This is a genomic window from Rhodococcus sp. O3, from assembly GCF_048897285.1.
Taxonomy (GTDB): Bacteria; Actinomycetota; Actinomycetes; order Mycobacteriales; family Mycobacteriaceae; genus Rhodococcus.
On record NZ_JBMBTE010000033.1, the window covers coordinates 1 to 22004 of the forward strand.

Sequence of the window (22004 nt, forward strand, 5' to 3'; positions counted from 1 at the left end):
CGCGCGAAGCCGGCCCCGAGGCCGCTGCCGGCGCCCGTGACGACGGCGACGGACCCGTCGAGCCTGAAGAGGTCGAGGACCGAGTCGGCGGGGTGGACGGTATCTGTCGAGGTCATGCGGTGTTCTCCCGGTGCTGCGTGCGGTGTGGTCGCGGGTGCGCCTTGCGCGCCCTAAAACTAATTACATAAGATTAGCGCGTAGGCGAGGTCCAGGGGAGTGGGAGCACTGATGGCCGCACACAGCAACTCGGAGCAGGACAAGATGCAGGTGATCGGCAAGGACGTCGTCGCGGACGGCGTCGTGGCAGTGCGATTCGCCGACCCCGACGGTGGATGCGTTCCCGCATGGGATCCCGGCTCGCACATCGACATCATCATCGACGAGTCGACGGTCCGGCAGTATTCGCTGTGCGGCGACCCGGCCGACGACACCTGCCTCACCGTCGCGGTCCTGCGCGAGGAGAACGGGCGCGGTGGCTCGCGGTGGGTCCACGACTCGCTACAGATCGGCGACCTCGTCAGCATCGCCGGTCCCCGCAACAACTTCCGCTTCGAGCCCGCGCAGTCGTACCTCTTCGTCGCGGGCGGAATCGGCATCACCCCCTTGCTGCCCATGGTGCGGGCCGCGGAAGCGGCCGGCGCCGACTGGCGCCTGCTGTACGGCGGGCGCACCCGCGCGAGCATGGCCTTCGCCGACGACCTCGTCGCCCGGTATCCCGACCGGGTCCTGCTCCGTCCCCAGGACGAATACGGCCTCCTCGATCTGGCGGGCGAGCTCGACGCGGTGGCCGCCGGCACCGGCGTGTACTGCTGCGGGCCGGAGCCGCTCCTGCAGGCCATCGAGAACGAGTGCCGCAACCGTGCCGGTATCGCCCTGCACGTCGAACGGTTCGCGGCCAAGGAGCGTCCGGCCGATGCCGTCGACCAGGCGTTCGACGTCGAGCTCCGGCAATCGGGCATGACGATCACCGTCGACGCGTCGGAGACCCTGCTCGACGCGGTACTCCGCGCCGGTGTCGACGTGTCGTTCTCGTGCCGCGAGGGGACGTGCGGCACGTGCGAAACCGCCGTGCTGGACGGCGTGCCGGATCATCGCGACTCGGTGCTCACCGAAGACGAGCAGGCCGAGAACGACTGCATGATGATCTGCGTATCTCGCAGCTGCACAGCAAAACTCACCCTGGACCTCTAGATCCGGTCTATGGTGACCCAACGACTCGCCACCGCGAGGGGAGGGGTACGCAACCCCACCGTCCCGCCCGGTGTGCTGATTCCTGCACTGTGTTTCGTCGTGATGATCACGGCGGTCATGCAGACTGCCGTGGTGCCGCTGATGCCGGCGATGGCGACGCAACTGGAGGTGGGTACGAACGCCGCCGGTTGGATCGTGACGGCGAATCTCCTCGCCGCCACCGTTTCCACCCCTCTGCTCGGAAGGCTTGCCGACCGGCGCGGGCCACGGAAGGTACTGCTCGGGATTCTCGGCGTGGTGCTCGTCGGGTCGGTGCTGTGCGTTGCGTGGGACTCGTTGCCCGTGCTCGTCGCCGGCCGTGCACTGCAGGGGACTTCGTTCGCTCTGTTCCCGATCGGGGTTGCCGTCCTGCGCAGCGCACTCGGCTCGCATCGGCTCACGCCCGCGCTCGGCGTCATGTCCGGAACGATGAGCGTCGGGGGCGGTGCGGGAATGATCGCGGCCGGTCTGCTCTACCGAGAGGGCGACGACTATCGCCGCGTGTTCTGGTTGCTGGTGGTGCTCGCGCTGCTCGCTCTTGTCATCGCCTGGGCGGTGGTGCCCCGCAGCGCCGGTTCCGGTGCCGGAGCGGGGCTCGACGTCCGGAGCGCACTCGGGCTCGCGATCGGCCTGTCCGCGCTGCTGCTGGCACCGGCGCAGGGCGGGACCTGGGGCTGGGTGTCCGTACCGACGATCGGTTGTGCCGCCGGCGGTGTCCTCGTGCTCGTCGCCTGGTACCGGCACCAACGACGGTGCGCCGAACCACTGGTGGCTCCGGCCCTTCTCACGGCTCGCGCGGTGGCACCGGCGCACCTCGCCGCGTTCCTGGTGGGCATCGCGATGTTCGTGCAGTTCTTGGCGATTGCGATGTTCGTGCAGGTCTCCCGCGACGACGGGGGGTACGGGTTCGGCGCGTCGGTTCTCGTGACGAGTCTGGTGTACCTGCTGCCGGGGCAGGTCGTGGGCATTGTCGCGGCCGCGATCAGCGGATTCCTGGTCCGCAGGTTCCGTGCAGACCGGGTTCTCGCGACGGCCTGTGCCGTCGGCGTGTGCGGGTTCGTGTTTCTGATTCTGGCCCACGACCATACCTGGCAGATGATCACGGCGGTGGCGATTCTCAATGCATTCGTCTGCGTCGCGTACGGCGCGCTGCCGGCGATGCTCGTGGAGCACGTGCCGCTGCGGGACACCGGTGTTGCGAACGGTGTCAACGCAATCGCGCGGACGTTCGGCAGTTCGCTGGCCGGTGCGTTGGTGGGAACGCTGCTCGCGTCGAACACGATCGCGGAGACCGGCATTCCCTCCGAAGGAGCGTATGTGGCCGTCTTCGTGGTCGGGGGAGTGACGGCACTGGCTGCGGGACTCGTCGCGAGCGTCCCGCGCTTTGCAAGTAACAGATTTTGATTGACGTCTCACAGAAATGCGGATAGCGTGGATCACACGCGACGTGAGGACCCCGTCTCCTCGATTCATTCGCGCTGAAAACTTCTGGGGACAAACCCGATTCGGATTCTTCTCGGTACGGGAAAGGCAAGGGAGACATGGCTACCACCGTCGGCTCGGCATTGCATTGGTGGGCGAAGACCAAAGGCGAGCAGAACGCGATCATCGTCGCGGGCGAAGCCCTCACTTATCGCGAGCTCCAGGATTGGTCGAGCCGCATCGCTCGCGCCGTCGTCGATCGCGGAATCAAGCCCGGCGAGCGGGTGGGTGTGCTCGGCCCCAACTCGCTGACCTGGCCGGTCGTCGCGCTCGGTGTGCTCAAGGCCGGTGCGGTGCTCGTTCCGCTCAACCCGCGTTTCAAGCCCGCCGAGCTCCGCAAGGTGGTCGACGATGCCGGCGCCGTCATGGTCATCGGACCGGCCGAGTTCACCGGCACGGTCGAGGAGGCCCGCGAGCTCGGCGACACCTTCGCCACGCTCACGTTCGACGACATCACCCCGCTCCGCGAGGGCGAGCAGGACGACTTCCGTGTCGACCTCGACCCCGACGAGCCGACGGCACTGCTGTTCACCAGCGGTTCGACCGGGCTGTCCAAGGGTGTCATCTGCACCAACCGCACCCTGCTCAACATCGTCTTCGAGGCCACCCTCACCGAGGAAGGATTCCGGCCCGGCTCCACGTCGCTGCTGGTGCTTCCGCTCGTGTTCACCCCGGGGCTGGTGTGGGGCCTGATCATGACGACCGTCCTCGGCGGCACCCTCGTGATCGAGAAGGAACTCGATCCGGGACGGGCAGCCACGCTCCTCGGCGAACACAAGGTGCAGGCGATCTTCGGTGTGCCGCTCATCTTCGAGGCGATCTCGCGGGCACCCGAATTCGAGAAGGCCGACCTGTCCTCGCTGCGCACCGCGATCGTCGGTGGCGCCGCGGTCGCGCCGGCGCTGCTGAAGCGGTGGGCGGACAAGGGCGTCGCGCTGCGCCAGATCTACGGCATGACCGAAGCAGGCGGTGTCGCGACCGCGACCCTCGTCGCCGAGGCGTTCGATCACCCGGACTCGTGCGGCTCCGGCTCGATCTTCACCGAACTGAAGGTCGTCCGTGACGACGGCACCGACGCCGACCCGGGCGAGGAAGGCGAAATCCTGCTGCGCGGTCCCGGCGTGACCCCCGGATACTGGAACGACGAGGAGTCCACCGCGTCCGCGCTGCGCGACGGCTGGCTGCACAGCGGCGACCTCGGCACCCTCGACGCCGAGGGACGCGTCAAGTTCGTCGATCGTCTCAAGGACCTCATCATCACCGGCGGCATCAACGTCTCGCCCGTCGAGATCGAGCGCGTCATCGGCGAGATCCCCGGTGTCCAGGAGGTCGCGGTGATCGCGGCGTCCGACGAGCGGTTCGGCGAGACCCCGGCAGCGATCGTGACCGTCGGCGACGGTGTCGACGAGGCGACGATCATCGAACACTGCGACCGGTTGATGGCCGACTACAAGGTTCCGCGTTACGTCGTGATCCGCGACGAGCCGCTGCCGCGGCTCCCCAGCGGCAAGCTGTCGAAGACCGCGATCCGGTCCGAGTACAAGGACGTGTCGGAGCGTTTCGACAAGGTGCGCTGACCTACACAGGTCCGCGGGCCCCGGAAGGAAGCAATCAAGTGCCCGAAGCAGGAATCGACGACATCGTCGTCCTCGAACGTCGCGGCGAGATCGCGATCGTCAGACTGAACCGACCCGATCGGCTCAACGCATTCACCAACGAGATGTGCCACAAGCTCGTCGCGATCTTCGACGAGACGGATGCGGACGACTCGGTGCGGGCGGTCGTCCTGACCGGAACCGGACGTGCGTTCTGCGCCGGTGCCGATCTCGCGGCCGGTGGCGACACGTTCGTCCTCGGCGACGATCCCGAGACGGGAGGGGCCCCGCCGGACACCGGAGGACAGGTCTCGCTGCGGATCTACCGGTCGCTCAAGCCGGTGATCGCGGCGATCAACGGACCCGCCGCCGGGGTCGGTGTCACCATGACACTGCCGGCGGACATCCGAATCGCAGCGGACACAGCCAAATTCGGTTTCGTGTTCGCGCGGCGCGGGCTCGTGCCGGAAGCCTGCTCGACGTGGTTCCTGCCGCGGGCGGTCGGAATCTCGACCGCGGTCGAGTGGACGGTGGGTGGCCGGATGGTGCCGGCCCAGGAAGCACTCGAGCGTGGGCTCGTCCGTGAGCTGGTTCCGGCCGATCAGGTGCTGGACCGGGCGGTCGAGCTCGCCCGCGAACTCGTGACCGGCACGGCGCCGGTCTCGGTGGCGCTGACCCGTCAGCTGATGTGGCGGATGCTCGGTGCACCCGAACCCGAGATCGCGCATCGTGCCGAATCGATCGGCATCTACGTCCGTGGCACGTCGGACGACGTGAAGGAAGGGGTCGACGCGTTTCTCGGCAAGCGCGACCCCGAGTTCCCGAACAGGGTGTCCGACGGACTGCCCGATCTGTTCGAGTAGCCGACGAGAACAGAACCCGCCTGTGCGGGTCGCGAACGCCCCGGGGGGTCGACCTCCCGGGGCGTTTCGCTTTGTGTCACAGGGTGCGGTGGTCCGGGCAGGCCCGCGCCAACTCGTTGACAAGTGACGCATCTTGTATCATCAAACGAAACTTTTCTGCTGGGAATCGACATTTCAGGAGCAATGCAATGGCGCGACGGAGGGGGAGCGTCCTCAGTGACGACACGGAGGAGGCGCGCGCGCAGATCCTGAAGGCCGCCGAGTCGATGTTCCAGCGGTACGGCGTCTCGAAGACGACGATGGACGACATCGCCAAGGAAGCGGGTGTTTCGAGGCCGACGGTCTACCGTTACTTCGGCGACCGGGACTCGCTGATCACGGCCCTGATCGAGGCGCGATCGCGTCGGTTGTTCGACAAGGCGCGCGCGTATCTCCGCGAACGGAAGACACTGGCCGATCAGATCGTCGACGGCCTGATCTTCCTGGTCGAACGGGGCCGTCACGATCCGATCGTCCGGCTCATCGTGAGCCCCGAGCACATGGATCTCGCGACCGCGCTGGTCGGCAGCACCGGTCTGGCGGCGCGGCTCACATACGAGATGTGGGCCCCGTTGCTCGCGGAGGCGCGCGAACGCGGTGAGATCCGGGACGGCCTGACCGACGAGGAGATCTGCGAGTGGATCGCGCTCGTCCAGCTCGTCCTGGTCGGACGCATGGATTTCAGCTCGGAGGAGGATCCCGAGAACCGGCGGATGCTTACGAACTTCCTGCTGCCCAGCATCGTGGCGCAGTCCGCGTGACGGAATCTGCCGTCGTCGATCGGTAGGTTTCGAAGCAGCCCAGCGGCTTTCGGTCCGCGACCACCCGGCCGGCCCCTTCCCTCCACGGGACGGGGCCGGCCGCTTTTTTCGATCACTCACAAATCACTTTACAAATTTCGATTGACGTCAGCTGTAGCGTGGCGGTAACCTGGGTCACACGCGGCAAGCCCCCTCGCTGAGGTGGGACGACGGCATCCACTTCGGGCCCCGAAACGGCAGGAGGGTCGGAACCGCTTGTCGCACAGTGCATCTACCTAATTCCCAGCAGCCCATGAGCAGAGGAGCTCGCATGAAACTCGAAGGCAAGGTCGTTCTCATCACCGGTGCGGGTTCCGGACTGGGACGTGAGGCCTCCCAGCTGTTCGCCTCCGAAGGCGCCAAGATCGCCGTCGTCGACATCGACGCCGAGCGTGCCAAGGGCACCGTCGAACTCGTCGAGCAGCAGGGCGGCGAGGCCATCGCGATCACCGCCGACGTCAGCAAGGAACAGCAGGTCATCGACGCGGTCGCCGCCACTGTCGATCGCCTCGGCAAGCTCGATGTGGCCTGGGCCAACGCAGGCATCGTCTCGCGCGGCGGCGTTCCGTCCGTCGCCGGTGGTGAGCAGGTCGAATTTCAGGACCTGACCGACGCCGACTGGCAGGCAGTCCTCGGCGTGAACCTCAGCGGCGTCGTCTACACCGCCAAGGCTGCGGTGCCGGCGCTCCGCGCCAACGGTGGCGGTGTCATTCTCGCGACCTCCTCGGCAGCGTCCTTCGCGGCCTACCACAGCATCGCGCTCTACTCGGCGACGAAGGCCGGCGTCAACGGCCTGGTGCGCGGCCTGAGCCTGGACCTCGGCAAGTACGGCATCCGCGTCAACGCCGTCGCTCCCACGCACGGCATGTCGCCGAACTTCCTTGCGCCCGCGGGAACTCCGGTCGTCGGCAAGTCCTACGAAGAGGTCGCCGGCCCCTGGGATCCGGGCATCTCGCCGATCCCGCTCAAGCTCAACCGCCCGCCGTCACTCGGCGACAACGCGCGTGCCGCCCTGTTCCTCATCTCGGACGACGCCGCCTACATCACGGGTCTGACCCTGCCGGCCACGGACGGCGGCACTCTCTCCCGCGTCGCGATGATGTTCCCCGAGGACGAACTGAAGCCCACGCTCGAATCCAACTGATTTCGCGCGCAGAGGCTTTCGAAAGGAGGGATCGGATCGTGTCCGATACCCGGCAACAGACGCGGCAGCTCGTCGTCGATCGCTCGGCCTGCGCCGGTCACGGCCTGTGCTACTCGACCTCCCCGCAGCTGATCGACTGCGACGACCAGGGATATCCCGTTCTCCTGAAGGAGTTTCTGTCCGACGACGACGTGCCCGCCGCGGAGGCCGCGGCCGTCGTCTGCCCCGAGCGAGCGCTGACCATCGAATCCCGCTGAGGATTCCGGCCCGAGGAACACCTGATGACAACCACCGAAAAGTCGGTACCCGACGAACTCGTCGTCGACTTCGACATCTACGACCAGACGCTCGCGCAGCCTGTCGACACCGTGCAGGAGCGGGTCGCCGAGCTGGCGGCGAAGGGCCCGGTCGTGTACTCCACCGCGCACGGCGGACACTGGATCGTTACGCACTACAAGGAGATCCACGAAGTCCTCCGCGACCCGGAGACCTTCTCGAGCTACCCGAACAACCTCGTCACCGGCCCCGGTGGCATGGGCAAGTTCATCCCGATCGAGCTGGATCCGCCGGAGCACACCGGCTACCGCCTGGCGATGCAGCCGCTGTTCAGCCCGAACCGGATGAAGGCGCTGGAGGAGCAGATCCGCGCCCACACCAACGACCTGATCGACGCTTTCGCTGGCAAGGGCGAGGCGGAATTCATCACGGAGTTCGCTCACGAGCTGCCCACCCGCGTGTTCCTGGCGCTCATGGACTGGCCCCTCGAGGACGCGCCGCTGTTCACCGAGGCCACCGACACCGTCCTCCTGGGCAAGCCCGGGCTGAGCCCGGAGGAGAACCAGCAGGCGCAGGTCGCGGCCGGGTTCGAGATGTTCGGCTATTTCCACAAGATGGTGCAGGAGCGTCGGGAGAACCCGGGCGACGACATCACCTCCACGCTCATCCACACGGAAGTGGAGCTCGAGGGTGGCAAGCGGCTCCTCACGGACGAAGAGCTGTACCGGATGTTCTTCCTGCTGCTGATCGCCGGCCTGCACACGACGCAGGGCGCGCTCGCGTGGTCGATCATCCACCTGTACAACAACCCCGCGCAGCGTCAGGCCCTGATCGAGGACGACACCCTCATCCCGAGCGCGGTGGAGGAGATCCTGCGTTTCGAAGCACCCGTGACTCCCGGACGGCGCGCGACCCGCGACGTCGAGCTCGGCGGGGTGCAGATCAAGGAGGGCGATCAGCTCATCCTGACCCTCTGCTCGGCCAATCGCGACGCCGAGGAGTTCGACGATCCGGGTGAGCTCATCCTCGATCGTCGCCCGAACCGGCACCTGTCGTTCGGAGGCGGTCCGCACCGGTGCCTCGGATCCCACCTGGCCCGCATCGAGCTGACCATCGCGCTCGAGGAACTCCACCGCCGGATCCCGGACTACTCGCTGATCGCGGAGGATCCGCCGGTCCTCCACGCCAGCCAGGTCCGCGGCTGCATGCGCCTGCCCATCAGGTTCACACCGACCGCCTGACCCACCGCTCGCCTGCCGGCTCCGAGGGCAGACGGACCGGCAGGCGAGCAACCGCTCACGGCGGTGCCGCCGCCGTGCCGACCGGCACGGCTGCGGTATCGTCGGGGCGGACTGGGTATCGATCGGCCGAGGAGGACACATGGCGCGACGTCACGGTGTCCTCAGCGAGGACCCGGAGGCTGCACGTTCGCAGATCCTCAGGGCAGCCGAAACCGCGATCCAGCGATTCGGTATCGCGAAGACGACGATCGACGACGTCGCGAAGGAAACCGGTGTGTCGCGACCGACGATCTACCGGTACTTCCGTGATCGCGACACCCTGATGACGTCGATGATCGAAGCCCGATCCCGAAGGCTCTTCGAGCAGGCCCGCGAATATGTCTCGGATCGGGACACGTTCGCCGAACAGGTGGTCGACGGCCTCCTGTACCTCGTGGACCAGGGCCGCCGGGATATGGTGATCCGCCTGATCGTCAGCCCGGAGCATGCCGGCCGGCGGACGGCGCTCGCCGGAAGTTCCGGTCTCGCTTCCCGATTGACGTACGAGATGTGGGCTCCGCTCATCGATGCGGCTCGCGAGCGCGGGGAGATCCGGGAGGGGATCACCGACATCGAGATCTGCAACTGGATCACTCTGGTCGAGTTGATTCTGGTGGGACGCATGGACTTCGGCGATCCGACCGGTCCCGAGAACAAGCGCCTGCTCACCAACCTCCTTCTGCCCGGGATCGTCTCCACTCCGGTGGAGGTCATGCGCTAGCAATCCCGCAACCTCCGGTCCGAATTTCAACGGCCCGTGGACTTATTGTCCACGGGCCGTTGCCATTTCATGGCACAGCATTGGTTGCGTGGTCCAGCTCACATGCTGTATAACAAAATACGAACTTTGTATCTTGTTATCCACGACGTCCGGTCGACCGCGAGAATCAGCGGAGAATCCCAGCCCGCCCCGTAGGCGGAGATCGACGACGTGGACTCCATCGATCCGAGAGGGTTACCCCACCATGACAGTGGATCCGTCGTCGTTGATCGTGGCAGTGGCCTCCGCCGTCAGCACCGCAGTGCTCGGCGTCGATGTACCCGAGGAAGTCCAGGAACCCGCGGCCGCGCTCGCCGCGTCGATCGAGCAGGGCGCGGCCGACCTCGGCGCACAACTCGACGATGCGTTCGCCTCGCTGCCCGTGGAGGTGCAGGCCCCGGCCCGGCAGGCTGTGGCCGATACCCAGGAGCTTCTCGCCGGCGTGACCGATCCGCACACGCCCGAATCGTCGGCCACCGAGACCGATGTCGCCGTATCGCCTGCGCCGTCCGGCGTGCCCACGATCGCGGCCCCCGCGGCGCGACCCAACCCGTGGGGCATCGACTTCGGTGCCTCGACCGGTACGCCCGCTGCGGATGCACCCGCGGTTCTCCCGCAGATTCCCGCGATCGTCCCCGGCACGTCACTCGCCCCGATCGGAGCCATCGCCGTGTTCGCGCCGTGGCTGAAGAAGGCCGGCTCGATCTGCGAGGGTGTTTCCGCGCCCGTACTCGCCGCGCTCTACTCGGTCGAGAACGGCTTCCGCTACGGCCCCGCCGCGCCGATCTCGCCGGTCGGGGCGCGTGGACCGGGGCAGTTCATGCCCGGCACGTGGGACGCCTACGGGAAGGATGCGGACGGCGACGGCAAGGCCGACGTCCTGGGTATCGCCGACCCGGTGATGGCATCCGGTCACCTGCTGTGCGACAACTGGTCTCGCATCGAGGCATGGAAGAGCGAGGGTCGCGTCACCGGAGACACCCTGGGGCTCACGCTCGCCTCGTACAACGCCGGGCTCGGTGCGGTCCTGCGGTCGGGCGGGATGCCGTCGGGCCTGCCCGACTACGAGAACCAGACCAAGCCCTACGTTGCGAAGATCCTCGCCGCCCGGCCCGTGTTCGAGCGGCTCCTCGCACCCTTCGGGGCACTCGGCCTGCCCGTCGCGAACGACATCGGTCAGAGGGTCATCGACGCCGCCTTCCGCTACCTGGGCCTGCCGTACGTGTGGGGTGGCGGCAACATCAACGGACCGTCCGGCGGCGGTTTCGACTGCTCCGGGCTCACATCGTTCGCGATGCACGCCGCCACCGGTATCGCGCTGCCGCGCACGTCCGAGACTCAGTGGCACGTCGGCGTCGAGGTTCCGCTCGCGGAAGCCCGCCCCGGCGACCTCGTCTTCGGGAACTGGCAGTCCGCCGGCCCCGGACACGTCGGCATCTACATCGGTGGCGGCCAGATGGTCCACGCGCCGACCACCGGCGACGTGGTCCGCATCGGAGACGTCTTCCCCGACATGCGGGCCCGCCGCATCGTCTGAGACCGACCGGACACGAAGAACAACAGCTGTTACGAGGAGTGATCAACGATGGCGCACGTGGTGACACAACCGTGCTGCAACGATGCGGGATGCGTGGCGGTCTGCCCGGTCAACTGCATCCACCCGACCCCGGAGGAGCGAACCCGCGGTCGCACCGAGATGCTCTACATCGACCCCGAGGCCTGCATCGACTGCGGCGCCTGCGTGGACGAATGCCCGGTCGACGCGATTGTGCCGCCCGAGGACCTCACGCCCGAGATGCAGCCGTTCGTCGACATGAATGCCGCCTATTACCAAGACAATCCGACGCCTGATCCGATGCCCGCCGTCGAGCTGCCGAAGGTGTCCGCGGGGGCGGGTGTGCTGCGCGTCGCGATCGTGGGGAGCGGGCCGTCGGCGTGCTACCTGGCGGAGGCACTCACGTCGCACCGGGGCCTCGACGTCGAGATCTCGATGATCGAGAGGCTCCCGGTGCCCGGTGGACTCGTCCGCTACGGCGTCGCACCCGACCACAGTTCCACGAAGAGCATCGCCGGCACGTTCACGCGGATGATGGGGCGCCGGAACATCGACGTCTACCTCGACGTCGAGGTCGGGCGTCATCTCACGCACGAGGATCTTCTGCGCCACCACCACGCCGTCGTGTACGCGAACGGCGCCACCGGGGATCGTGCACTCGGAGTGCCGGGAGAAGACTTGGCGGGCAGCATGTCCGCTCGCGAGTTCGTCGCCTGGTACAACGGTCATCCCGACTACGCGGACCTGCGGGTGGATCTGTCGTGCGAGCGCGCGGTGGTCGTGGGCAACGGCAACGTCGCGCTCGACGTCGCCCGCGTTCTCACGTCCGATGTGTCCCGGCTGCTGAAGACGGACATCGCCGCACACGCGCTGGAAGCGCTTGCTGCGAGCCGGATTCGGGAGGTTGTCGTGCTCGGCCGCAGGGGAGCGGGCGCGGCGGCGTTCAGCACACCGGAACTGCTCGGCCTCGGCGACCTCCCGGGCGTCGACGTGACGGCCTCCGATATCGGCACCGGAAGTGCCGAAATGTCTGCGCTCGAACGGATTCGAGCCGACATTCTCACGCGGTACGCCGCGACGGAACCCGCGCCGGGCCGGCGCCGCATCCATCTCCAGTTCCTGCGATCGCCCGTCGAAGTACTCGGAAACGGACGCGTCGAGTCTCTGAGAACCGCGGTGAATACGCTCGAGGGTGCCACCGGCGAATTCGAGAACATCGAGACCGGGTTGGTGCTCCGGTCGATCGGATTCCGGGGCATGCGTCAGTCGGGCGTGCCGTTCGACGAGGACCGCGGGGTGATCCCCAACGCGGCGGGCGCGGCGATCGATCCGCAGTCCGGCGACCGCGTTCCCGGCGTCTACACGGCCGGATGGCTCAAGCGTGGGCCGAGCGGTGTGATCGGATCCAACAAGGTGTGCTCGGCGGAGACCGCCGCCGCGATCGTCGGTGACTTCGTAAACGGCTTGCACACACCGCCGGTCGGTGACCGTAAGGCGTTTGCGGAGCTTGTGTGCGCCCGCCACCCCGACTACATCGACCTGCAGGGATGGCGTCGCATCGACGCGTTCGAGCGAGGGGAGGGACGCTCGGCCGGACGGCCCCGGGTGAAGGTCGTGAGCGTCGGAGACATGGTGTCGGTGGCGCGGGGTGAGCCGGCGACTCTGGGCCGCTAGTGGCGGTCGGCAGTGCGTCGAAATGTCCGCTTCATGGCAACTTGTCCAGTTCTCCTGAGACGGGGTGAATTCAGGGGTGAGACACGACGACGCAACGATTGACAATATTCGTATTTTGAATCACAGTTATCGGCAATCGGGACTTTGGTCACATCGAGTCCCAGCGCGCGGCCCGTGTGAAGCCCGGCGAGGCCGCAAGAGTGCCGAACCTGTGTCAACACATGATGATTCGCTGACAGTCGCTGCCGACGGCACGCGCCGAAGCAGCGGCGAACGGGAGGGAACCGATGGGTGTCGAGGTCTCGGTCGAAGGACTCACGAAGTCGTTCGGCTCACAACGAATTTGGGGTGATGTGACGCTGACGCTGCCCGCGGGTGAGGTCAGTGCGCTGCTGGGCCCGTCCGGTACGGGTAAGTCGGTGTTCCTGAAGTCGCTGATCGGTCTGCTCCGCCCGGAGCAGGGCTCGATCGTCATCGACGGCACGGACATCCTGCAGTGTTCGAGCAAGGAACTCTACGAGATCCGCAAGCTGTTCGGGGTGCTGTTCCAGGACGGTGCGCTGTTCGGGTCGATGAACCTGTACGACAACGTGGCGTTCCCGCTGCGCGAGCACACCAAGAAGTCCGAGTCCGACATCCGCAAGATCGTGATGGACAAGCTCGAGCTGGTCGGTCTGCTCGGGGCCGAGGACAAGCTGCCCGGTGAGATCTCCGGGGGTATGCGCAAGCGTGCCGGCCTGGCCCGGGCGCTGGTGCTCGATCCGCAGATCATCCTGGTCGACGAGCCGGACTCGGGGCTGGATCCGGTGCGCACGACGTACATCTCGCAGACGTTGATCGACATCAACGCCGAGATCGACGCGACGATCCTGATCGTCTCGCACAACATCAATCTGGCGCGGACGGTGCCGGACAACATCGGCATGTTGTTCCGTCGGGAACTGGTGATGTTCGGTCCGCGTGAGGTGCTGCTGACCTCGGACGAGCCGGTGGTCAAGCAGTTCCTCAACGGCACGATGATCGGGCCGATCGGGATGTCGGAGGAGAAGGACGAGGCGCAGATGGCGCACGAGCAGGCGCTCGTCGACGCGGGGCATCATGCCGGTGGTGTCGACGACGTCGAGGGCATCGTGCCGCAGATGCAGGCCACGCCGGGCATGCCCGAACGCAAGGCCGTGGCCCGCCGCCAGGAGCGTGTCCGCTCGATCCTGCACACCCTGCCCGAGGCGGCACAGCAGGCGATCCGCGAAAGCCTCGGAGCCGAGCCGGCGTACACCGGGTATCAGGACTTCGACGCCCCCACCGAAGTGATCCCGGCGGTGGTCGTCCGATGAGCGCTCCTGCCATCGCACCCCTCTCGGGTGACGAGAACAGACCCCGGGAGAAGAAACCGGGTATGTCGGGCCTGGCGCGAATGGGGAAGTACCTCACGAGCAAGCCCGCCGCGTCTCTCGCGACAATCGGGCGGTCGGCCCGCCTGGGCGGAAACGTCCTGCGCTACTGCGTCACCGACATCATCGCGATGAAGCTGCCCTTGCGTGAAGTCATCGAGCAGATGTGGATCCTCCTCAAGGTCACCGCGCTGCCGGCGCTCCTGATGGCCGTCCCGATCGGCGCCGAGGTCTCGGTCCAGGTCGGCGGCATCATGAACCAGGTCGGTGCCAACTCCCTCGCGGGCGCGGCCAGCGGCCTCGGCGTCGTCGGTCAGGGTGCGCCGATGGCCGCCGGTCTCCTCATGAGCGGCGCGGCCGCCTCTGCGATCGCATCCGATCTCGGCGCGCGATCCATCCGCGAGGAGATCGAGGCGATCCGCGTCATGGGCATCGATCCTGTCCAGCGCCTCGTCGTTCCCCGCTTCCTCGCGATGATCGCGATCGCCCCGATGCTGTGCATCGTGATCATCGCCGCCGGTGTCGCCGCCGGCCTGACCATCTCTGCCAACGTCAACGACGTTGTGCCGGGCAGCTTCTGGCAGTCCTTCGGCGCCTTCGCCACCCCCACCGACCTCGCATTCTCGGTCCTCAAATCGGTGATCTTCGCCGCGATGGTCGTGCTCATCGCCGGCCTGCGCGGCCTCGAGGCCAAGGGCGGACCGACCGGCGTCGCCAACGCCGTCAACGCTTCCGTCGTGCTGAGCGTGTTCTGCATCTTCATCGCGAACCTCGTCGTCAGCCAGCTCCAGCTGATGTTCTTCCCGGCAAGGCTCGCGTGATGACGACCGGAACACCCGCGCATCGCGGGATTCGCAAGCACACGCCGGTCTCGGCACGCCTCGGCGCGGTGACCCGACGCGCCAGGGGAGCGGTCGAGGAACTCGGCCAGATCGTGCTGTTCACGGCCCGCACCTTCTACCTGCTCCCGAAGACCGTCAAGCACTACCGCAAGCAGACCCTCGCTACGATGAACAACATGGCCTGGGGCAACGGGTCGCTCGTCGTCGACGGCGGTGTCATCAGCCTGATGTTCTTCCTCGGTATCGCAGTCGGCGCGGTCGTCGCCATCCAGGCGTTCATGGCCTTCGACCTGCTCGGCTTCGGCGCCCTGACCGGCATCATCGGCTCGTTCGGCAACGTGCGCGTCATCGCGCCGATCATCACCGGCATCGGCTTCGCGGCCCAGGCCGGTTGCCGCATGACCGCCGAGATCGGGTCCATGCGCATCTCCGAGGAGATCGACGCGACCGAATCGATCGGTCTGCAGGCGATCCCGTTCGTCGTCGGTCCCCGCCTGATCGGCAGCATGCTCGTGGTCCTGCCCGGCTACCTCATGGCGCTCGTCGTCAGCTTCATCACCGGTGGTCTTGTGGTCAAGAACTTCCACGACCAGCCGAGCGGCACCTACGACCACTACTTCGGCCAGTTCCTCAACGTTCCGGATCTGGCCGCGTCGGTTGCCAAAGCCCTGATCTTCTGTGCCGTCGTCACGATGATCCACTGCTACTACGGGTATTTCGCGTCGGGCGGGCCGGCGGGTGTCGGCTCGGCGTCGGGACGCGCGATCCGCGCGAGCCTGGTCGCCATCGTCGTCCTGAACTTCGTGATGACGGTGATCATCTGGGGCCTGAGCCCCGAACTTGTCTTCAAGGGATGAGGAAACGAACATGTCGAGAAGCCAGGACTTCCTGCGCGGAACAGCGGCAGAGCAGTCGCGGAGGCTGGCAACGACCGGAATGGCCACCCTCGCGGTACTCGGGGTCGCAGCCGCCGTCGGCGCGACGATGTACCCGAAGTGGTCCGCCCCGAAAGGAATCGATGTCGCAGTCGACGTCGCCTATGTCGGACCGGGCGTCACGGAAGGAACGAAGGTCGTGTTGCGCGGCCAGTCGGTCGGAACCGTCACCGAACTCGAGCGCACGGACACCGAATCGGTGCGGATGCACCTGGTCCTCGACGAGGACCAGGTCGGCGGACTCACCGACCGGTTCGAACTCGACTTCCGGCCCGAGAACTACTTCGGCACGTCCGCGGTGAACCTCGTCGCGCAGCCGGGTGGCAACCCGATCGCATCCGGGATGCAGCTCGCACGTGAACCACAGGGCGACTACACGATGTCGACGATGATCGAGCAGGGCTCGCTGACCATCGACGGCACCCTGACCGACGACATGATCTCGTCGCTCGACAAGACCGTCCACTACCTCGACGGACTGACGCCGTGGATCGACACCGGCGTCGAGGTCGCCGATCACGTCGCCGACACCCAGCAGGAACTCCCGACCGTCCAGATCGCACACTTCAACGACATCCTCGAGGCGATGCCCGGATTCAGCGAGCAGGCGATCGCGTCCCTCATGGCCATCTACGACAGCAACTACAACCACCTCGCGGACGGTTCGATCGGCGTCGACGACGCGGTGTTCGACGAAGCGAATGCGGGTCTGACGCTCGCCGCGAACCAGCTGTTCGGTCAGGCCGGCGCCCTGCTGGCGTCGCACGGCGGTGAACTCACCCCGTTGATCGACACGGTGGTCGTGGCCTCGGACATCTTCCCGCACCTCGTCAACGGCGGTATGACTCCGGCCGCGGCCCGCGAGATCGTGCGGCGCCTCGACTCGACCTTCGTCGACACTCCCGACGGACAGCGCCTGCGCCTGCGCATCCTCGTCGACGGTTTCCCCTCGTTCACAGCGCCCCTCGGACTCGGAGCGGCACCGGCCCCGGAAGGAGGCGAGCGATGACGACCCGAGCCACCTACATCGCGACCATCGTCAAACTCGTGATCGCGGCGGTCATCTCGGTCATGCTGTTCGGTCTGGTCATCAGCGCGATGCGTAGCCCCGTGGACGGCGCCACCCGCAGCTACACCGCGGAATTCTCCGACGTGTCCGGTCTCGGATCCAACGGCGACATCCGCACCCGAGGCGTCCGCATCGGGAAGGTCGAATCCATCGACCTGCACCGCCGCGACGGCAGCACCATCGCCGAGGTGCGATTCACGATGGAGGAGCCCTACACCCTCACCGGCGACACCACCCTGGCGGTCAAGTACCAGAACCTGACCGGCGTGCGGTACATCGACGTCGACTTCGGATCCGGGTCCGGCACTCCGGTGGATCACGTCGCCCTCGAACGGACCCGGCCGTCGTTCGACATCACCGAGCTGTTCAACGGCCTCCAGCCGGTGCTCGCCACGATGAGCACCGAGGACATCAACCGGTTCGCCGAGAACGCGATCTCGCTGCTCCAGGGCGACGGCAGCGGTCTCGCCCCGATGATGGACGACGCGCAGAAGCTCGCCGACCTCGCCGCCGACCGCGAGCAGGTCCTGTCCACCCTCGCCGGCAACCTCGCCCGGATCGCGGACAGCATGGGCGGCCGCTCCGACGGCGTCGTCGAATTCCTTCGCTCCGTGAGCTTCCCGATCGGAAAGGCCATGACCGTTCTCGACGAGTTCCCGAAGACCGCGTCCTACGGTCCGCAGTTCCTGACCCCAATCAAGCGACTGCTCGACGCCTACGGGCTCGCGCCGGGTGCGGACGTCGACGCGATGGTCGCCGACGCGTTCACGTCGCTGGAGGAAGCCGCGGACGCCATCCGGTTGCTGCCACCCGCCGTCGCCGGCCTGCAATTGCCGGCGAGTCTGCCCGCTGGAGCGGGAGCGGGCTGCACCCACGGTCTCGCCCAGCTGCCGACCGATGTCCAGGTTCTTCTCAACGGTAGTGAGGTCGTCGTATGCAGCGCGTCATGAGCAAGGGACGATTCGGATCGGGCCGCATCGCGGCGTGGTTCGACAACGATCTCCGGATCGGCGCGGGCGTCGCGGCTCTCGTCGTCCTGGGTCTCGTCGCCACCGCGGTCCTGTACACGAATCCGCCCGGACGGAAGACGATTTCGTTCGAGACGACCGACGTGTCGGCCATCTCGGTGGGGCAGGACGTGCGTGTCGCGGGTGTGTCCGTCGGCAAGGTGTCCGACATGCAACTCGGTGACACCTCGGTGCGCGTCACCGCCGAGGTCGAGGACGACCTCGAGGTCGGCACCGACACCCGTGTCGAGGTTCGCATGCTCACCCCTGTCGGCGGCTACGCGGTGACGCTCGTTCCCCTCGGTGAGGTTCCGCTCGGCGACTCCACCCTCCCCGCCGCGCAGGTCACCGTCCCGTACTCCATCGGCGACGTGCTGCAGGCGGCCCCCAACGTCACCGACAACGTCGAGGCTGAGCTGATCGACGCCAACCTCGCGCAGGTCGCGGAGGCCCTGAACAAGAACCCCGGCTCCGTCGAATCGGTGATCGCCGGAATGAGCGCGGTCGCGCGCGTCATGGACCACCAGCGCGCCCAGGTCCACACCGTCGCGAGCCTCGCCTCGGAGTACCTCACGACGTTCAACGCGAGCCGCCAGATGGTGTTCGACCTGATCCGCGAGATCGACATCGTGTTCGCCACCTACAACACCACCCACGCGGGCTTCAACGAGGCGTACCGGCTGCTCGGCCACGTCCTGATGACGGTCGCGCCCTACGAGGAGTACTACCTCGACCATCGCGAGGAGGTGGCGGCCGGCATCGCACAGGTCCGCGGCATGATCGAGCAGTTCAACGCGGAGTTCGGGCCGTCGATCGATGCACTGGCCGCGACCCGCGATCAGCTCGCGAACTGGCTCACGCCCACCGGCATCGCCGAGATCGGCGGCGGCACCCTGATGGCCTCGGACATCTGTGTCCCCGTACCGGGACGTCAATGCTGATGCGGCCCTCGACATTCCGTCTTGATGACACGAACGGCAGGTTGTTGTGAAGAGAACGACCAGAATGACGATCATCGCGCTGACCACCACCGCGATCGCGTCGTCGTGCGGCGTCGCCGTCACCCATGCCCAGGCGAACGACACCGGGGCACCGTCCGAGACCCTGTGCGCCGAGATGCCCGACGGCATCGGCCTCTACCCGGGAAACCCCGTCACGCAGATGGGTTTTCCGGTCGGCAAGGTCGACTCGGTGGTGTCGAAGGGCGATCACGTCGAGGTCGTCTTCACGACCGACGGCGGACGTCTGTTCCCGGCCGACGTCCAGGCCGTGACGCGGTCGAAGTCGATCCTCGCGGACCGCAGCCTCGAACTCGTCGGGAACTACGAGTCGGGGCCGACCCTCGAGCCCGGATCGTGCATTCCGCTCCGGAACAGCCACACACCGAAGACGATCTCCGAGGTCGTCGGATCGGCCGCGGACTTCATCGAGGCGCTCTCGCCCGAGGGTGGTGAGGACACCATCGAGATGGCCGTGACCGGATTGAACGAGTCGCTGCGAGGCCAGGGACCGAACGCGCGGGCGATGATGGAACACGCCGCGAGCGCGATGGAGAACCCCGACCGGTTCGTCGCGGACATCGGCTCGTCCATCGACAACATGGCCCCGCTGACCGAGGACGCCCTCGCCCAGTGGGCGGCGATCAAGAACATCGTCGCGAACATGCCCGACGTCGTCGACGCCGGCATCGACCTGTGGCCCGGAACGATCGACGTCTGCGTCGGCATCGGATGGCTCGTCGCCCTGCTCGACGACGTCCAGAACAGGTACGGCGACGAGATCTGGCCGTTCGTGCACGGCCAGGCGACCGATGCGATCGCCCTCGCCGCAGCCCGCTCCGGCGACATCGGCGACCTCGTCTCCACCGTGCCCTCCCTGAAGGGGGCCGTGGACCAGCAGACCGCGCAGTCCGGGCCGCTGACGGCAGGGTTCAACCCGCCCGCGATTGCTCTGAAAGACGAAGAAGCCGAACGTCTCTGCGCTCTCCTCGAATCGCTGAGCCCGGGAAGCTGCCGCAGTGCAGGCTCGGGCGAGAAGGTCACCGAAGAGGGCCTGCTCGGTCTGCTCGACCTGAACGGAGCGGTGCGATGACCTCGACCACGATCCGGCGCGGAATCCGGACCTTCACAGCGCTCGCCCTCATCCTCGTCGCCTCGGCGTGTTCGCTGCGCCCCGAGGACCTGCCGTCCGTGCGCGGCGGCATCGGCGACGGCTACGAGATCTCGATCGAGTTCGCCAGCGTCATGAACCTGCCGTCCGGCGCCGACGTCATCATGGACGGCGTCCGCGTCGGCGAGGTCCGCGAGGTTGCCCTCCAGGAGGACAGCGTCGCCGTGACGGCCGGGATCCGCTCCGATACGCGCGTGCCGGCGAGTATCCAGGCGATCGTCCGCCAGAACACCCTGCTCGGCGACACATACGTCGCGCTCGTGCGGGACCCGCAGGGCAAGACGGGGGAGTACCTCCGTGACGGCGCGACCGTCCCCACCGAACGCACCACCTCGCCACCCCAGCTCGAGGACACGATGGCCGTGCTCGCAACCTTCATCAACGGCGGCAGCATCCGCCGCATCGAAGAGGTGATGGGTCGCGTCAACTCCGTCATGCCGGACGTGCCCGAGATCCAGCGTCTCGCTTCGACCGTGGCCGTCGACCTCGACGATCTCGGCGGGCGAACCGCGGAGATCGACCGCATGCTCAACGGGTTGGACGCCACCGCAACGACTTTGAACAACAACGCGGAGTCGCTCGAGACGATCTTCGATGCGGAGACCGTGCACTACTGGCGTCGCCTCGCGGTCGATGTCGTCTCGCACATCGGCCAGATCCTCCCGTCGGTCGGCAGCCTCTACGAGGGCGGCCTGTGGTTGATCCCGATGTTCGAGTCGCTCGCCGACACCACCGACATCTCACGTGGCACCCCGTCCGCGGCGGTGGACCTGTCCAACTTCCTGCGGACCACGCTGATCCCGTTCGCGCAGAAGCCGGCCGTCGACGTGGTCGCGGTCGACTCGACGAACGGCGACCAGCTCGTGTCCGACGCCGAGAACATCCTGCGAATGTTGGGAGCTGTGAAGTGATGCGGCGCACCGTACTGTCCCTCGGCGGCATGGCCGTCATCGCGGCCCTGTCCTTCGGATACATGAGCCAGCAGGGTCTGCGCACCGGGCTCATGGAGGACGTCTACACCGCGCAGGTCGAGGTGCCCGACACCAACGGGCTCGTCGTCGGATCGCGAGTACTGCTGCGCGGCATAGACATCGGTGAAGTCACCGACATCACGGCGTCGGCCGACGCCGTCACCGTGTCGTGGAAGTACGACCGGAACACCCCGATCGCCGCGGACAGCACCGTCCGCCTCGACAACCTCTCGGCCCTCGGCGAGCCGTTCCTCGCCGTGTCACCTGGTTCCGATGGCGGACCGGCCCTCGAGGACGGCGCCGTGCTCGCGTCGGACCAGGTGGTCGTGCCCACGACGTTCGAGGAACTGTCCGAACGGCTCACCAACCTGCTCACGCAGGTCGAACCCGACGGCGTCCGCGAGATCTTCCGCACCCTCGACATTGCGTTGCCCGACGACCAGCGCGTCTACGGCAACCTCGAGCGGTCGGGGGAGCTCATGGCCGCGACGATCACGCAGAACTCCGACACCTTCACCACGTTGCTCCGCACCGTGCAGCCTCTGCTGCTCGACAGTGGAACCATTCCCGAGGGGATGCGCGCCACCGAACCCCGTGTTGCCGAATTCGGTAGTGGTTTCAAGGATCTGCTCGCCGGTATCCGCTTCGCCTCCGACCGCGGCCCCCTCAACGCCGGCATCAAGTACGGCGCGAGCCCGTTCATCGGCGAACTGCAGAAGTTCCTCGACGCCACCGCGCCTGACCTCCAAACCATCGGCGTCAACCTCCTGCCTGCCGTGTCCGAAGCCGCGAACAGCATCCGCAGCATGGACATCGGCACGCTGATGAACAACGTCCTCACCTCCACCGAATCCGGGGACGCCCTCACCCTGAAATTGGAGATGCCCGGCAACTGACTGTCCCCCTCCCCATCCCGGCCAGC

At 67.0% G+C, this 22004-nt stretch carries 20 protein-coding genes and 1 pseudogene; 20 read left to right on the forward strand and 1 reads right to left on the reverse strand.

Features of this window, described 5'->3' with window-relative positions; all coding sequences use genetic code 11:
* Window positions 1-116, reverse strand: a pseudogene (locus ACN675_RS11965) (short-chain dehydrogenase); the annotation flags it as partial.
* A 112-nt stretch (window positions 117-228) separates the two neighbouring features.
* Between ACN675_RS11965 and ACN675_RS11970 the strand changes: the two are divergent.
* From ACN675_RS11970 to ACN675_RS12065, 20 genes are all read left to right on the forward strand, one after another.
* Entirely contained in the window at window positions 229-1191 is a 963-nt protein-coding gene (locus tag ACN675_RS11970) for a PDR/VanB family oxidoreductase (protein WP_420751076.1), read from the forward strand.
* A gap of 9 nt (window positions 1192-1200) precedes the next feature.
* Window positions 1201-2634: an MFS transporter gene (locus ACN675_RS11975; RefSeq protein ID WP_420751077.1), complete on the forward strand. Its 1434-nt coding sequence runs from the start codon at window positions 1201-1203 to the stop codon at window positions 2632-2634.
* A gap of 137 nt (window positions 2635-2771) precedes the next feature.
* The gene (locus ACN675_RS11980) at window positions 2772-4289 is read left to right on the forward strand and encodes a class I adenylate-forming enzyme family protein (RefSeq protein WP_420751078.1); all 1518 of its coding nucleotides are present in this window, start codon (window positions 2772-2774) and stop codon (window positions 4287-4289) included.
* A gap of 38 nt (window positions 4290-4327) precedes the next feature.
* Window positions 4328-5170: an enoyl-CoA hydratase-related protein gene (locus tag ACN675_RS11985; protein ID WP_420751079.1), complete on the forward strand. Its 843-nt coding sequence runs from the start codon at window positions 4328-4330 to the stop codon at window positions 5168-5170.
* Window positions 5171-5358: 188 nt separating this feature from the next.
* Entirely contained in the window at window positions 5359-5970 is a 612-nt protein-coding gene (locus ACN675_RS11990; protein ID WP_197251379.1) for a TetR/AcrR family transcriptional regulator, read from the forward strand.
* Window positions 5971-6280: 310 nt separating this feature from the next.
* Window positions 6281-7153: an SDR family NAD(P)-dependent oxidoreductase gene (locus tag ACN675_RS11995; protein WP_420751080.1), complete on the forward strand. Its 873-nt coding sequence runs from the start codon at window positions 6281-6283 to the stop codon at window positions 7151-7153.
* Window positions 7154-7191: 38 nt separating this feature from the next.
* The gene (locus tag ACN675_RS12000) at window positions 7192-7410 is read left to right on the forward strand and encodes a ferredoxin (protein ID WP_248675066.1); all 219 of its coding nucleotides are present in this window, start codon (window positions 7192-7194) and stop codon (window positions 7408-7410) included.
* Window positions 7411-7434: 24 nt separating this feature from the next.
* Window positions 7435-8670 carry a cytochrome P450 gene (locus tag ACN675_RS12005; RefSeq protein WP_420751081.1) on the forward strand — a complete coding sequence of 412 codons (1236 nt, stop codon included), beginning with the start codon at window positions 7435-7437 and terminating at the stop codon, window positions 8668-8670.
* A gap of 139 nt (window positions 8671-8809) precedes the next feature.
* Window positions 8810-9430 carry a TetR/AcrR family transcriptional regulator gene (locus ACN675_RS12010; protein WP_248675064.1) on the forward strand — a complete coding sequence of 207 codons (621 nt, stop codon included), beginning with the start codon at window positions 8810-8812 and terminating at the stop codon, window positions 9428-9430.
* Between the two features lie 244 nt (window positions 9431-9674).
* A complete protein-coding gene (locus tag ACN675_RS12015) occupies window positions 9675-11006 on the forward strand; it encodes an NlpC/P60 family protein (RefSeq protein ID WP_420751082.1) in 1332 nt (443 codons plus the stop codon).
* A gap of 48 nt (window positions 11007-11054) precedes the next feature.
* Window positions 11055-12698: an FAD-dependent oxidoreductase gene (locus ACN675_RS12020; protein WP_420751083.1), complete on the forward strand. Its 1644-nt coding sequence runs from the start codon at window positions 11055-11057 to the stop codon at window positions 12696-12698.
* 287 nt (window positions 12699-12985) lie between these two features.
* On the forward strand, window positions 12986-14032 hold the full coding sequence (locus ACN675_RS12025) for an ABC transporter ATP-binding protein (protein ID WP_420751084.1): 1047 nt from the start codon (window positions 12986-12988) through the stop codon (window positions 14030-14032).
* A 62-nt stretch (window positions 14033-14094) separates the two neighbouring features.
* Window positions 14095-14910 (forward strand): ABC transporter permease, encoded by an 816-nt coding sequence (locus ACN675_RS12030; protein WP_420751110.1) that lies wholly within the window; start codon window positions 14095-14097, stop codon window positions 14908-14910.
* The gene (locus ACN675_RS12035; RefSeq protein WP_248674646.1) at window positions 14910-15788 is read left to right on the forward strand and encodes an MlaE family ABC transporter permease; all 879 of its coding nucleotides are present in this window, start codon (window positions 14910-14912) and stop codon (window positions 15786-15788) included. The genes ACN675_RS12030 and ACN675_RS12035 overlap by 1 nt, the downstream gene beginning before the upstream one ends.
* 10 nt (window positions 15789-15798) lie before the next feature.
* Window positions 15799-16875, forward strand: coding sequence for an Mce family protein (locus tag ACN675_RS12040; RefSeq protein WP_420751085.1), 1077 nt, complete (start codon window positions 15799-15801; stop codon window positions 16873-16875).
* A complete protein-coding gene (locus tag ACN675_RS12045; protein WP_420751086.1) occupies window positions 16872-17885 on the forward strand; it encodes an MlaD family protein in 1014 nt (337 codons plus the stop codon). The genes ACN675_RS12040 and ACN675_RS12045 overlap by 4 nt, the downstream gene beginning before the upstream one ends.
* A complete protein-coding gene (locus ACN675_RS12050; RefSeq protein ID WP_420751087.1) occupies window positions 17882-18883 on the forward strand; it encodes an MlaD family protein in 1002 nt (333 codons plus the stop codon). Before ACN675_RS12045 ends, ACN675_RS12050 begins: the two co-directional genes overlap by 4 nt.
* A gap of 64 nt (window positions 18884-18947) precedes the next feature.
* Complete coding sequence (locus ACN675_RS12055) at window positions 18948-20033, forward strand: MlaD family protein (RefSeq protein WP_420751088.1); 1086 nt, start codon at window positions 18948-18950, stop codon at window positions 20031-20033.
* A complete protein-coding gene (locus tag ACN675_RS12060) occupies window positions 20030-21022 on the forward strand; it encodes an MlaD family protein (RefSeq protein ID WP_420751089.1) in 993 nt (330 codons plus the stop codon). The genes ACN675_RS12055 and ACN675_RS12060 overlap by 4 nt, the downstream gene beginning before the upstream one ends.
* Window positions 21022-21978, forward strand: coding sequence for an MlaD family protein (locus tag ACN675_RS12065; protein WP_420751090.1), 957 nt, complete (start codon window positions 21022-21024; stop codon window positions 21976-21978). Before ACN675_RS12060 ends, ACN675_RS12065 begins: the two co-directional genes overlap by 1 nt.
* Window positions 21979-22004: the final 26 nt, after the last annotated feature.

Coding starts and splice junctions, on each gene's coding strand:
- ACN675_RS11970 (WP_420751076.1), top strand. CDS start 229: ATGGCCGCACACAGCAACTCGGAGCAGGACAAGATGCAGGTGATCGGC.
- ACN675_RS11975 (WP_420751077.1), top strand. CDS start 1,201: ATGGTGACCCAACGACTCGCCACCGCGAGGGGAGGGGTACGCAACCCC.
- ACN675_RS11980 (WP_420751078.1), top strand. CDS start 2,772: ATGGCTACCACCGTCGGCTCGGCATTGCATTGGTGGGCGAAGACCAAA.
- ACN675_RS11990 (WP_197251379.1), top strand. CDS start 5,359: ATGGCGCGACGGAGGGGGAGCGTCCTCAGTGACGACACGGAGGAGGCG.
- ACN675_RS11995 (WP_420751080.1), top strand. CDS start 6,281: ATGAAACTCGAAGGCAAGGTCGTTCTCATCACCGGTGCGGGTTCCGGA.
- ACN675_RS12005 (WP_420751081.1), top strand. CDS start 7,435: ATGACAACCACCGAAAAGTCGGTACCCGACGAACTCGTCGTCGACTTC.
- ACN675_RS12010 (WP_248675064.1), top strand. CDS start 8,810: ATGGCGCGACGTCACGGTGTCCTCAGCGAGGACCCGGAGGCTGCACGT.
- ACN675_RS12015 (WP_420751082.1), top strand. CDS start 9,675: ATGACAGTGGATCCGTCGTCGTTGATCGTGGCAGTGGCCTCCGCCGTC.
- ACN675_RS12020 (WP_420751083.1), top strand. CDS start 11,055: ATGGCGCACGTGGTGACACAACCGTGCTGCAACGATGCGGGATGCGTG.
- ACN675_RS12025 (WP_420751084.1), top strand. CDS start 12,986: ATGGGTGTCGAGGTCTCGGTCGAAGGACTCACGAAGTCGTTCGGCTCA.
- ACN675_RS12030 (WP_420751110.1), top strand. CDS start 14,095: ATGTCGGGCCTGGCGCGAATGGGGAAGTACCTCACGAGCAAGCCCGCC.
- ACN675_RS12035 (WP_248674646.1), top strand. CDS start 14,910: ATGACGACCGGAACACCCGCGCATCGCGGGATTCGCAAGCACACGCCG.
- ACN675_RS12040 (WP_420751085.1), top strand. CDS start 15,799: ATGTCGAGAAGCCAGGACTTCCTGCGCGGAACAGCGGCAGAGCAGTCG.
- ACN675_RS12045 (WP_420751086.1), top strand. CDS start 16,872: ATGACGACCCGAGCCACCTACATCGCGACCATCGTCAAACTCGTGATC.
- ACN675_RS12050 (WP_420751087.1), top strand. CDS start 17,882: ATGAGCAAGGGACGATTCGGATCGGGCCGCATCGCGGCGTGGTTCGAC.
- ACN675_RS12055 (WP_420751088.1), top strand. CDS start 18,948: ATGACGATCATCGCGCTGACCACCACCGCGATCGCGTCGTCGTGCGGC.
- ACN675_RS12060 (WP_420751089.1), top strand. CDS start 20,030: ATGACCTCGACCACGATCCGGCGCGGAATCCGGACCTTCACAGCGCTC.
- ACN675_RS12065 (WP_420751090.1), top strand. CDS start 21,022: ATGCGGCGCACCGTACTGTCCCTCGGCGGCATGGCCGTCATCGCGGCC.